Raw genomic sequence first — 13,624 nt, 5'->3', positions numbered from 1 at the left:
CCGCCTCTCCAAATCTTTATATTATTCCGATAAAAGTTTAATCATAACTGCTTTTTCAGCATGTCTTCTATTCTCAGCCTGATCAATAATAGTATCCATATGTTTATCAACGATACCCTGAGAAATTTCATAACCAATATGCATTGGCATATCATGTAAAACAATTGCCTTGCTACCTTCTAACATATCTTCATTAATCTGGTATGGACTCATAAGAGCAACTGTTTCCTCTTTCTTCTTAGCAAATGCTGGATTATTAAAGAATTCCATATCAACCCATGTATCTGTATAAACAGCATCAACTGTTTTAGCTAATTCCTTAAATTCATCCGATGAAACATGAGCATCAATCTCAACATATCCCCCCTTAGCCTTGATATCTTCATAGAATTTATCATCTACACCCATATCATTAACAATCGGTGTGAGTCCATAAACTGTTCCACCAAGACGTGGTAATAATTCAATAAGAGAATTAAATACATTATTCTTAGCACCAATGTATAATAACTTAACATTATATGTACCGAACTTCTCATATAAAGTAAGAACATCAGCAAGTGCCTGGCATGGATGGAATGTATTATCACAACCATTAATAAATGGTACTGTTGAATTCTTAGCAAATAAATCTGTAGTTTCGCTCTTCTTTAAACGAGCCATAATAATATCAACGTTTCTACATAAATATTTAACTTCTGAAACAGTATCACCTAAAACAAAGTTTGAATCTTCCCACTTCTGGTTAAAGTAATGTCCACCAAGTTCAGTAATACCAGTTGTAAATGATAAGAAAGTTCTTGTAGATGTCTTTTCAAATAAAGTATATAATTTCTTACCTTCAAGTGACTTACTATATTTTTCAGGATTAGCTTTTAAATCAATTGCTAAATCCAATATTCCTTTTATTTCATCATCTGAATACTCACTAAAACTAATTAAGTTCTTCATATTATCACCTGGATATAAATATCCACTCCTTTCTTAATAATTCTTCCTTTGAACCTTTATGCATTATATATACTTTCCCAATATACATAAAGATACAAAGTAAATTTTATCATTAAACACCATATAAATCAAGTTTACTGCATAAAAACAATGATTTATCATACAGTAACCTCTACTACTTGAATAAAACAAAAAAATGTTTTATAATTACTTCGTTGTGTTTATAAGGAGGTATAAGCAATGAGTCAAGCAAAAGTAGATAAATACAAAAAAGATAAAAAAAATAGAAAGAAAAATCTAAAAAAGCAAAAAAGAAAACATTTTCTTTCAGTTTTATTAACAACAGTTGTTTCACTTGCAATCTGTTTCTATATCGGTTGGTCAGTATACCAGAAAGTTAAACCTGCAAAGGAAGAAACTACTACTTTCAAAAATAAATATACTGCTGAAGAATTACAAAGTATCATTCAGGCTCAGACCGCACAGGGTGGCGACACTACTAATGAAACAGAATCTGTAACCGATAGCAAGACAGAAAAAGCAACTGAAGACGAAACGAAGAAAAAAAAGAAAAAGAAAAAATCAAATAACGAATCTGAAGCTAGTACTGAAAGTAGCACAGAAGAGTCAAAATCAAAAAAAGAAAAAACTACTGAAAGTGTAACAGAACAGTCAGCTGAATCAAGTTCAGAAGATTCAACTCCAACTGTTATTGAATAATAAAAAAACGGAATTTCAAATTGAAATTCCGTTTTTTATGTTCTATTGTTAAAATAACATAAATACAATTAACTTTGTATCATACACTACTTACATTCTATCAGGTGCTTCAAATCCAAGTAAGAAAATTGATTTTTCCAATGTAGCCTTAACTAAGTTAATTAAAGCTATATAAGATTTCTTTCTACTCTCATCTTCTTCACTTAAAATCTTAGTTTCATGATAAAACTTATTAAAGTTATCTGATAATTCATAAATATATGCACAAATCTTATGAGGCGCTAACTCTTCATATGCATTTACAATTACTTCATTAAATTTAGCTAATGTCATTTCTAAATTCTTTTCGCACGCGGATTTAGCACTTAAAATCTCATAACCTTCAAGTCCAATATTATCAACACTTGAATTCAAACTATCAGCATACTTACTTAGTATCGATTTGATTCTAACTATTGTATAAAGAATATATGGACCAGTATTTCCTTCAAATGAAATAAATTTGTTTATATCAAATACATAGTCCTTTGATGCCTGATTTGATAAATCACCATACTTAAGTGCAGCTAAGCCAATAACTTTAGCTGTCTGTTTAGCCTCTTCACTAGATGTTTCTCTGTTTTCCATAATTTTAGCATAAACAGCTTCATTAATTTCATTAACAAGATTGTCAAGTCTCATAACTCCACCATCTCTCGTCTTAAAAGGCTTACCATCAGGACCATTCATAGTACCAAAACCTAAGAATGTAAGTTCAGTATCTTCTTTAACAATCTTTGTTTTTCTAGCACATCTAAATACTGTTTCAAAGTATAAGTCCTGTCTATTATCTACAACATAAATAATATGATCAGCATTATTATCCTTCATTCTACTAACAATAGTAGCAAGGTCCGTTGTATTATATAAAGTTGCTCCATTTGATTTTAAAATCATACATGGTGGAATCTCCTTTTTATCAGTATCTTCCTTAACCTCAACAACTAAAGCACCTTCACTAACAGTAGTATAACCACCGTCTTTTAAATATTTAACCATATCAGGAATAATTTCATGAGCATCACTTTCCTTACCCCAGAAATCAAATGATACACCTAAATTATCATAGTTTTTTTTCAAATCTGGAAGTGAAACATTTAAAATATGTTTCCATAAAGCTCTATATCCTCTTCTACCATTCTGAATTTCCAAAGTAGCTTTTCTAGCTTTTTCCTTGAAATCTTCATCCTCTTTAGATTTAGTATTAGCACATGGATAAATCTCACCAAGTTCTGAAATAGTAAATGGTGGTTCTGTTGGATATTCACCTTCGAAATTTTCATCAAAATAAGGTAACTCAGGTTTTCTTTCTTCAAGTTCAACTGTAATAAGACCCATCTGTAATCCCCAATCGCCAAGGTGAGCATCTCCTATAACGTTATTACCCATGAATCTACAAATACGCTTAATACTTTCACCAATAACTGCTGAACGTAAATGACCTACATGTAGTGGCTTTGCAACATTAGCTCCACCGAAATCAATAACAATATTCTTAGGTGAACTAACTTTATCAACACCAAGCATATCATCTTTTCCCATATCCAAAAGATATGAAGCTAAGAATTCTTCATTTACATTTAAATTAATAAATCCTGGTTTAACTACTTCAATATCCTTAAAAATCTTGCTATCTTCCATACATTTAACAACATCTTCAGCAATCATAAAAGGAGCTTTACCAGCAACCTTAGCAAGTGCCATAGCACCATTACATTGATATTCACAAAGATCAGGTCTGTTTGAAACAGAAACTCTAGCTCTACTACTATCATAACCAGCCTTCTCAAACGCCCCCGCAACTTCTTCTGTTAAAATATCCAATAACTTTTTCATACTAGAAAACTCCTCTCAAAAAAACATATTAAATTTATTAAATTCAAATCTCAATTATCTATTATAACGAAACTCCATTTTTTTTCAATAACTCTCTGGCACTTTCAACAGAATCAACACCAGTTTTATTCTTAATTGGAGCAAATTCATAATCTCTTAAAACTTCATAACCCAAACATCCATCAAGCATATGAATCATATCAAGAATTAATGTTTCAAACTTATATCCGTTTGGAGTTTCTGGACTTACTTCATTTCCATTATCATCAACATATTTAATTTTCTTTTCAACAATATGAACTGGAAGTTTATCATTAATGATTGCCTTCAAATCAGAAACCTTTAAAAGATAATTTAAAATAACACCATAATTATAAGCATAATTTCCATCCTTATCTTTCTCTTCCATCATTTCCTTTGTAAGTTCATAATATTCAACAATTGAAGGTCTACCATCTTCATTACAAAGTACACCAACTTTTTCATCTGGACTAGCCTTAGCAACAACCTTAGCTCCACATGGTTTACCTGAAAGATATGTAGCACCAATAAACTTAGGATCACATATTCTCTGACAAACATTATCTACAGCAAATACATTAAGCCATTCAATGCCTTCATCATCAACAATATGCATAACATTTCCATCTTCCATTGACTTAAACCAGCCACCATTACCATTAGGTGATGTAGCTACTCTCCCCTTAGTTTCAAGTAAAATCTTACCATCATAATCTGTAGCAGGAGCCATAGACTGTTTAAAGAAATGAATAAAGTTTTTATCATATCCAAAATAATTCTTTTCAGCGAAAAATCCAGTAGTATCTTCATGATTCTTTTCACTTGTCATAACAAATAAATGTATATAATTACCGGCTTCTTTTACAACATCAAGAAGATTTCTGATAATCATTTCAAAAATATAAACATCTTTTGTTATACCGATATTATACATTCCCTTTGGTTTATCAGAACCAAGTCTTGTTCCCATACCACCAGCAAGTAAAACAGCGGCCGCCTTACCCTGTCTGATAATTTCAAGACCAGCCTCTTTATATTTATCGCTATTTGCTTCAATATCTGTAAGTCTGGCCACATCAAGAATCGGTGTAATAACACCCTTCTTAGCCTGCTTATTTTCATCCTTTAATAAGTCAAGTAATGAAAAATCAATTTCAGATATTTGTTGTAATAATTCATTTTTTTCATTATCACTTAATTCATCAACGAATTTAAGTAATTGTTCCTGATTGTTTTTCTCTAAAATTTCTTTGATCTTTTCCATATTTTTTTCCTTTCACTTAAAAATAGGCAGATAAATTAACCTGCCTATTTTTATTATATACTTAATTGAGTTTAAATACAATTACTGATTAAAATTGTTCTGATCATTATTATTCTGATTATCACTTCCAGTATAATCATTTGAATTATTATACTGTGGTCCATTATAATCATTTGGATTATTATACTGTGGTCCATTATAATCATTTGGATTATTGTACTGTGGTCCACCAAAATTATTATAATTCTGATTCATATCATTAACGCCCTGACCATACCCCTGTGGCATATATGCCTGTGGCTGTGCATAAGCCATTCTAAATGAAATATCCTTATAGTCTTTAATTACCAAATACATAAGTACTAAGCATGCTGTAGAAGCTAAAGAACTTATAAGAGATAACGGATTAATGATTGCAGACACACAAGATAATCCAGTAAATAAAGCAACAACTATCAAACAAAAGCTTACATAACCAGACGAATATGTATCAATCTGTGAGCCTCCTAAAGAATTAAGATAAATTCCTTTTAATAATCTAGTCATCTTTCCATAATAAATAATCATAAGTAAGAAAGTGACACCCATTATTACCATAAAAGAAATTGCTGTGATTGAAATAACAGTCTGTAAATCTTCCTTATGTTCAATGATTTCTTCAATCTTATCAATCATCTCTTCACCAGATCTTGTAGATGAAGATGTTTCAAAATAATCTTCATGTTCCTCTAGCCATTCAAAAATATCTTCCTTATGATCAATAATCTCATCTGATATAGAACCACTAGCTGCAGCAACGATACCCATAATCGCAATAAAAAGAATCGTAACAATAATTAAAAATACGAATTTAATATTATAAACTACTTTTATCATTTTTATCGATGATGAGTCAAGTTCGTTACCTGATTTAGCTTTTGAATATACTAAAAACAAACCTACACAAGCTATAATTGTGAAAACATTAACTACTATTCCACCGAATCCACCTGTGCTTTGTAACGAAGCAATCAATGATACCGCTGTACTAATAGCAGCTGCTATACAAAGACCTAACATTTTTCCACTTGATGCTAAATCTTTAAGTTCCATTTGCATTCTGTTCATTTTCCTATCTCCTATCCATTATTTTCTAATAAACACATAAATATAATAACTTTTTTTATTAAAACTTTCAAGTAAAAATAAAAAATACCTCAAAAAATTTAACATTTTTCAAGGTATTTAAAAAACTATTTTTAATTGTTAAATTGTTGCAATATCAATAACTTCTAAATGATTCTTTGCATCACTTTCTAAGCTTCTTAAAAGCGCATTAACTGTATCAAGACTAGTAAAGCAGTTAACACCTGTTTCGATTGAAGTACGTCTAATTAAGAAACCATCTCTATTCTTATCTCTACCCTGTGTAGGAGTATCTACAACAACATCAATCTTATGTTCAAGCAAGAGGTCGATAACTGTAGGTGATTCCTGATTAAGTTTATTAACCTTAATAGCATTTACTCCTCTTTCTCTTAATACCTTAGCAGTACTTCTTGTTGCGTATACTTCATAACCAAGATTTTCAAATCTCTTACCAATAAGAATTGCTTCACCCTTATCAGCATCATTAACAGTAATGATAACTTTCTTATGCTTAGGAAGAACTACACCACTTCCAAGGAAAGCTTTATATAATGCTTCGTCAAATGACTTAGCAATACCTAAACATTCACCTGTTGATTTCATTTCTGGTCCAAGTGAAATGTCTGCACCTCTAATCTTTTCAAATGAAAATACAGGCATCTTAATAGCTATATAGTCTGCCTTCTTCTGAAGACCTGGTTCATACCCTAAGTCTCTTAACTTCTTACCAATAATCATCTTAGTAGCAAGTTTTACAATTGGAATACCTGTAACCTTGCTAATATATGGTACTGTTCTTGAAGATCTTGGATTAACCTCAATTACATATACATCATGACCAACAACGATGAACTGAATGTTAATCATACCTTTAACATGAAGTGCCTTTGCAAGTCTCTTTGTATATTCTTCTATTCTTAAAATTGTATCATCTGATAATGACTGTGCTGGATATACTGAAATACTATCACCTGAATGAACACCAGCTCTTTCAATATGTTCCATGATACCTGGAATAAGAATATCATCTCCGTCGCAAATAGCATCAACTTCGATTTCCTTACCCATTAAATACTTATCTACTAAAATTGGATGATCCTGAGCTATTCTATTAATAACTTCCATGAATTCATCAACTTCTTCATCGCAAGTAGCAATCTGCATACCCTGACCACCAAGTACATATGATGGACGAACTAATACTGGGTAACCTAATTTATTAGCAACTTCCTTAGCTTCAGCGGCTGTAAATACAGTTCCACCTGAAGGTCTTGGAATCTGACATTGTTCAAGAATTTCATCAAATAACTCTCTATCTTCAGCAGCATCAACATCCTCTGCCTTAGTTCCTAAAATTGGAACTCCCATCTTCATAAGAGCTTCAGTAAGTTTAATTGCTGTCTGACCACCGAACTGAACAACAGCTCCATCTGGTTTTTCAAGATTAACAATACTTTCAACATCCTCTGGTGTAAGAGGTTCAAAATAAAGTTTATCAGCAATATCAAAGTCTGTTGAAACTGTTTCAGGGTTATTATTTATAATAATTGTTTCGTAACCCTCTTCCTTAAATGCCCAAGTACAATGTACTGAACAAAAATCAAACTCAATACCCTGACCAATTCTAATCGGACCAGAACCTAATACTAAAACTTTCTTCTTAGGATTTGTTTCAATTGCTTCATTCTCACTACCAAAACATGAATAATAATATGGTGTTTCAGCTTCAAACTCAGCTGCACAAGTATCAACCATCTTATAAACAGCGACAATACCATTATCTAATCTAAGTTCTTTTACTTCATCTTCAGTCTTACCTGAAAGTTTTGCAATATAACTATCTGGGAATTCAATTCTCTTAGCTTCTTTTAAGAGTTCAACTGTTAACTCTTCTTTTTCAAGTCTGTCTTCCATTTCAACAATGATTGCAATTTTATCAATAAACCACTTATCAATCTTTGTTATGTCATGGATTTCATCATATGTAATACCTTTTCTTATAGCCTCAGCAATAAGCCATATTCTTCTATCATCAACGTTATGTAATTTCTTTAGTATTTCTTCTTTAGAAAACTCTGTATAATCATAACTTCTTAAATGCTCAACATGCTGTTCAAGTGAACGAATAGCCTTCATAAGCGCACCTTCAAAGTTATTACAAATACTCATAACTTCACCAGTAGCTTTCATCTGAGTTGTAAGTTTATGACTTGCCATAATAAACTTATCAAATGGAAGTCTTGGAATCTTTACAACGCAGTAATCAAGAGCTGGTTCAAATGAAGCATAAGTCTTACCTGTAACAGCATTCTTAATTTCATCAAGAGTATAACCAAGTGCAATTTTTGCTGCAACCTTAGCAATAGGATAACCTGTTGCCTTTGAAGCGAGTGCAGAGGAACGGCTAACTCTTGGGTTAACTTCAATAACACAATATTCAAAACTTTCTGGATGAAGCGCAAACTGAACGTTACATCCACCAGTAATTTCAAGTTCATCAATAATATTAAGTGCTGAACTTCTAAGCATTTGATACTCTTTGTCACCAATAGTCTGCGAAGGAGCAACAACGATACTATCACCTGTATGCACACCAACAGGATCAAGGTTTTCCATGTTACAAATAGTAATACAGTTACCATTTGCGTCTCTCATAACTTCGTATTCAATTTCCTTCCAACCAGCAATACATCTTTCAACTAAAACCTGGCCAACACGTGAAAGTCTAAGACCATTTGAAAGAATATCAACAAGTTCAGCCTGATTATGTGCAATACCACCACCAGAACCGCCAAGTGTGTACGCTGGTCTAAGTACTACAGGATAACCAATCTTATGAGCAAATGCAATACCATCATCAACATTCTCTACAACAAGTGATGGTGCACAAGGCTCACCAATTTTTTCCATAGTTGTCTTAAACTCAAGTCTATCTTCAGCCTTTTTAATTGTAAGTGGTTTCGCACCAATAAGCTTACAATTATGTTCTTCTAAGAAACCAGTTTCAGCAATTTCCATAGCAAGGTTAAGACCTGCCTGACCACCAAGTGTTGGTAATATGCTATCTGGTTTTTCCTTTTCTATAATTTTTTCTAAAACCTTAAGTGTTAAAGGTTCAATATATACTCTGTCAGCAATATCCTTATCAGTCATGATTGTGGCAGGATTAGAGTTTACTAAAACAACTTCAACGCCTTCTTCTTTAAGTGCGCGGCAACCCTGAGTTCCTGCGTAGTCAAATTCTGCAGCCTGGCCAATTACAATAGGACCTGAACCAATTACAAGTACTTTTTTAATATCTGCATTCTTAGGCATTTTTCTTATCCTCCATCATCTTAATAAATTCATCAAATAACACACCTGAATCTTTCGGACCAGGACATGCTTCTGGATGAAACTGAACTGTAAAAATATTCTTTCCAACATATCTAAGACCTTCATTTGTTTTATCATTTACATTAACAAATGCTGGCTCAGCTATATTTTTATCCATCTTTTCATCATCAACAACATAGCCATGATTCTGAGATGAAATATATACTCTTCCATTTCTTAAATCCTTAACAGGATGATTTGCTCCTCTATGGCCATACTTCATCTTATGAGTATCAGCGCCATTTGCTAAAGCCATAAGCTGATGACCAAGACAAATTGCAAAAATAGGAATATCTGTATTATATAACTTCTTTAATTCTTCAATAATCTCAACACATTCCTTTGGATCCCCAGGGCCATTAGAAAGCATAATTCCATCTGGATTAGTAGCGATAATATCTTCTGCCTTTGTAAGTGCAGGATAAACTGTAACATTACAACCTCTTTCATTAAGAGATCTTGCAATATTCTTCTTCGCACCAAAATCAAGAAGTGCAACCTTATATCCATCACCCTTAAGTTCATATTTTTCCTTACAAGTAACTTTTTTAACAACTCCTGTTGGCTTATATTCTTTAAGTTTAGGAAGAATCTCATCTAAATTAAAATTTTCGTTAGTTGTAATTAAACCATTCATGGTACCACACTCACGAAGTTTCTTTGTTAATGCTCTAGTATCTAAACCTTCAATACCTGGAATATCATACTTAAGTAAAAATTCTTCGATACCCATATCGCATCTAAAGTTAGATGGCATTCTAGCGAATTCTCTAGCTATAAATGCATCTGGCCATGCTCTTTCTGATTCCATATCCTCTAAGCAAATGCCGTAGTTACCAATAAGTGGATATGTCATTATAACTGCCTGACCTGCATAAGAAGGATCTGTTAAAACTTCTAAATAACCAGTCATTGAAGTATTAAAAACAATTTCACTTATAACTTCTTTTCTTGCGCCATATGCTTTACCTTCATATACGCTTCCGTCTTCAAGAATCAAAAATGCTTTTTCCATAATACATCCCGGTATATCAGTTAGATATACTCTTCCTTTCTAAATTTCTATATAAATTATCTATATGACAACATCTTAATAACACCTAAAGAAAAGTCGTAGGTTAAAAACCCCTACGACTTTGTAGTATTCTTTCTTTCATACGTTCTAAAGAAATATTCAATATCAAAATAAGTCTGTTCTTCAGACTCGCTAGTAATTTCCCATTCATCATCTTCATCTAAATTAGGGAAAAATGTATCAGCACTATAACTATGATCAATATAAGTAATATATGCCTTGTCACAATATGGAAGGAGCTGTTTGTAGATACTACCTCCACCTATAACATAAACATCATCACTATCATACTTTTTAACTTCTTCAAGTGCTTCTTCTATAGAATAAACAGTTGTTGCACCTTCTACAGTAAAATCTTTTTCAAGTGCAATAACAATATTATTACGATTCTTAAGTGGTTTACTATTAGGAAAACTAAGTAAAGTGTTCTTTCCCATAACTACTGTATGACCAGTTGTTGTTTCACGAAAGAACTTCATATCTTCAGGAATACTAATTAAAAGTTTTCCTTTATACCCTATGGCCCAGTTTTTATCAACTGCAACTATTAAGTTCATATCTTCCTCCTAAATAATAAATCATTTCCAACAAAATATGATAACAGAATTATCATTAAATTGCAATAGGAATATTTTTTATTTGCTCACCATGTTTATAATCTTCAACAATTAAATCTTTTGTTGTAAAATCATAGAAATTTTTAATTTCAGGATTAAGGCTTACTTTAGGTGCATCAAACTGCTCTCTAGTAATTAATTCTTCTACAAGTGGCACATGCTTATCATAAATGTGTGCATCTGCAATCACATGAACAAACTCTCCAGCTTCCATATTGGAAACTTGAGCAAACATCATAAGTAAAATTGCATACTGACAAACATTCCAGTTATTTGCTGCTAAAACATCCTGAGATCTCTGATTTAAAATACCATTTAAAACAAGTTTATCATGACCTGGCTTTTGAGTAACATTAAATGTCATGCTATAAGCACATGGATATAAATTCATTTCAGATAAATCCTGATGAACATAAATGTTAGTCATAATTCTTCTACTAAAAGGATTGTTCTTAAGATCATACAAAACTCTATCAACCTGATCCATCTCACCTTCCTTATATTTATGCTTAACACTCATCTGATATCCATAAGCCTTACCGATACTACCATCAGAATCAGCCCACTCATCCCAAATATGTGAATTTAAATCATTAATATTATTTGACTTTTTTTGCCAAATCCAAAGGATTTCATCCATTGCACTTTTAAGTGCAGTTCTTCTAAGTGTAAGAGCTGGAAACTCCTTGCTTAAATCATATCTATTAACAACACCAAATTTCTTAATTGTATAAGCATAAGAACCATCTTCCCATTTAGGTCTTACCTTTTCACCCTTTGTATCAGTTCCATTATCTAGTATGTCCCTACACATATCAACAAATACTCTATCTGCGTAACTCATAATATTCTCCTAACTTTATAAAAAAACTATCTTATTCATTTTATTATTTTGTAGTTGTTTTTTCAACTTAATTTAAAAGATATTCATATAATAATCAAAACTATTTATAATTATTTGTCACAAGATATTCTTTTATACTTGAATATAATAAAGGTATATCTGTAATTGCTTCTTTACATAACTTCTCATATTTTTCTTTACCTAATATTTGTTGTAAATCTAAATTAAACTGTTTTTCAAATTGATTCATATAGATATTTCTAACCATATCAAGTGTTAATATATAATTCTTATTCTTTGAATATGGAAATCTAAAAATCGTCCAAGAATTAATCGTTTGAATATTTTCAACATATTCCTTTAACTTACATATACATTCATCATAATCCTTTTCAACTCGAAAAATTAACATTGGAATATTATAATAAATATCTTCCAGGTTAAACATATTAAATCTCATCCATTCTATTTTATAATAATCGTTTAGTAATTTCCCAATTGCAGTTTCGTAAAATTTTTCTATACTATTATTTTTTAAGTCTTTCATAAACATAAAACCCTCCATCGTTGATTTCATTCATTTTTCTAAAATAATCATCTTTTAAAATTCGTGAATTACTGAATCTAGGATCATAAATATATTTTCCATCAGAATATACATCATGATATACATAATTTTCAATTCTTCCATATTCATATCCATTTATCGATCCATTTTTACCTTCTATTCGGTATATGATTCCTTTATCACCTGCTTTTTCATAAAAATCTTCAGCTATTTCTGAACAATCATATCCTGGTGTGTTTTTATAATATTCATTATTAAGCAACTCATCAAATTTATCATTTTCAATTATTTTTTCTGTTTCGTTTACTGATACAGATTCCTTTGATGCTTCTTTAGCACCATTAAATGCCTTACTTGTCTTATCATATTCATCAAAAGCTTTATCAATTTTCTTACATTCACCATATCCAGCCATTGCTGTTGTCATGAACAACGCTGTCATAAAATCAGCGCCTGAATAAATTGAATCCTCTAATCCACATAGGAAATCATCATATGTACCACCTGTTACAAATGTTTTTACTGCATGAGCACCTACACCAAGCACAGCACCTACCGCAACTGCAGCAAACGCACAAGCAATCGCCGCCGGTATACCAAATCCCATTCCAATAGCAAAAGCAGCACCTACACCTGCCTGTATTCCAGACTTAAATATCCTAGAATCTATTTTTAAAATATTCTTAATATCCGTCACTAATTCATGTGCCGCATCAACTACTGCGTCTTTTATTCCTTCTGCTGCATCTACAACTGCATCCTTTACGGCTCCTGCCGCTTTCTTTACTGTACTAACAAATGCATCAGCTGTATCACTTACCCATGATCCAACCTTTGATATAATACTTAATCCATATGGATCAACATAATTTACTGGATTATTTTCAACATAAGCATATGTTTCAAAAGATGAAGGTCTAATAACCGTAGGCTGTCCTTTATCTTTTTGCATATAACTTCTTGTTGTATAATCGTATATTCTATTAACTGCTAAATATAAATTTGATAAAGCATTATAACCATAACCTGTATATGATACTAAATCCATAACAGCAAGATTATTATTAGCTATTTCTTTAACATCACCCCATGGTGAATATGATACATTACTCGTATCTTCTTTGTCATTAACATTTACAAATTCTTCTATACTTCCAAGTGTATCTTCAATAACTGCATATGATTT

The 13,624-nt window shown here is 31.6% G+C and carries 11 protein-coding genes; 1 reads left to right on the top strand and 10 read right to left on the bottom strand.

From position 1 onward, the window contains the following. Window positions 1-21: 21 nt before the first annotated feature. Window positions 22-951 carry a Rossmann-fold NAD(P)-binding domain-containing protein gene (locus tag B5D16_RS00545; RefSeq protein ID WP_078765004.1) on the bottom strand — a complete coding sequence of 310 codons (930 nt, stop codon included), beginning with the start codon at window positions 949-951 and terminating at the stop codon, window positions 22-24. Window positions 952-1,191: 240 nt separating this feature from the next. On the opposite strand from B5D16_RS00545, the gene B5D16_RS00540 reads away from it, so the two are divergent. After that, the gene (locus tag B5D16_RS00540) at window positions 1,192-1,671 is read left to right on the top strand and encodes a hypothetical protein (RefSeq protein WP_078765003.1); all 480 of its coding nucleotides are present in this window, start codon (window positions 1,192-1,194) and stop codon (window positions 1,669-1,671) included. A gap of 90 nt (window positions 1,672-1,761) precedes the next feature. Here B5D16_RS00540 and argS read toward each other — a convergent pair whose 3' ends face one another. From argS to B5D16_RS00495, 9 genes are all read right to left on the bottom strand, one after another. After that, complete coding sequence (argS, locus tag B5D16_RS00535; RefSeq protein WP_078765002.1) at window positions 1,762-3,546, bottom strand: arginine--tRNA ligase; 1,785 nt, start codon at window positions 3,544-3,546, stop codon at window positions 1,762-1,764. 61 nt (window positions 3,547-3,607) lie between these two features. After that, the gene (locus tag B5D16_RS00530; protein ID WP_078765001.1) at window positions 3,608-4,831 is read right to left on the bottom strand and encodes a UTP--glucose-1-phosphate uridylyltransferase; all 1,224 of its coding nucleotides are present in this window, start codon (window positions 4,829-4,831) and stop codon (window positions 3,608-3,610) included. An 81-nt stretch (window positions 4,832-4,912) separates the two neighbouring features. Then, window positions 4,913-5,938, bottom strand: a complete 1,026-nt coding sequence (locus B5D16_RS00525; RefSeq protein WP_078765000.1) for a hypothetical protein — start codon at window positions 5,936-5,938, stop codon at window positions 4,913-4,915. Between the two features lie 138 nt (window positions 5,939-6,076). Then, entirely contained in the window at window positions 6,077-9,274 is a 3,198-nt protein-coding gene (carB, locus tag B5D16_RS00520) for a carbamoyl-phosphate synthase large subunit (protein WP_078764999.1), read from the bottom strand. Further along, window positions 9,267-10,349 carry a carbamoyl phosphate synthase small subunit gene (locus B5D16_RS00515; RefSeq protein WP_078764998.1) on the bottom strand — a complete coding sequence of 361 codons (1,083 nt, stop codon included), beginning with the start codon at window positions 10,347-10,349 and terminating at the stop codon, window positions 9,267-9,269. Before B5D16_RS00515 ends, carB begins: the two co-directional genes overlap by 8 nt. Window positions 10,350-10,462: 113 nt before the next feature. Further along, entirely contained in the window at window positions 10,463-10,966 is a 504-nt protein-coding gene (locus tag B5D16_RS00510) for a dihydrofolate reductase (protein WP_078764997.1), read from the bottom strand. A 55-nt stretch (window positions 10,967-11,021) separates the two neighbouring features. Further along, a complete protein-coding gene (thyA, locus tag B5D16_RS00505; protein ID WP_078764996.1) occupies window positions 11,022-11,870 on the bottom strand; it encodes a thymidylate synthase in 849 nt (282 codons plus the stop codon). A 100-nt stretch (window positions 11,871-11,970) separates the two neighbouring features. Next, on the bottom strand, window positions 11,971-12,417 hold the full coding sequence (locus tag B5D16_RS00500) for a hypothetical protein (protein ID WP_143405005.1): 447 nt from the start codon (window positions 12,415-12,417) through the stop codon (window positions 11,971-11,973). Continuing rightward, entirely contained in the window at window positions 12,398-13,588 is a 1,191-nt protein-coding gene (locus tag B5D16_RS00495) for an RHS repeat-associated core domain-containing protein (protein ID WP_278286348.1), read from the bottom strand. The genes B5D16_RS00500 and B5D16_RS00495 overlap by 20 nt, the downstream gene beginning before the upstream one ends. Between the last annotated feature and the right edge of the window lie 36 nt (window positions 13,589-13,624).

This window comes from Eubacterium uniforme, assembly GCF_900167115.1.
GTDB lineage: Bacteria > Bacillota > Clostridia > Lachnospirales > Lachnospiraceae > Eubacterium_S > Eubacterium_S uniforme.
The sequence above is the reverse complement of the archived record's forward strand: the minus strand, read 5'-3'. Positions and strand labels throughout refer to the sequence as shown.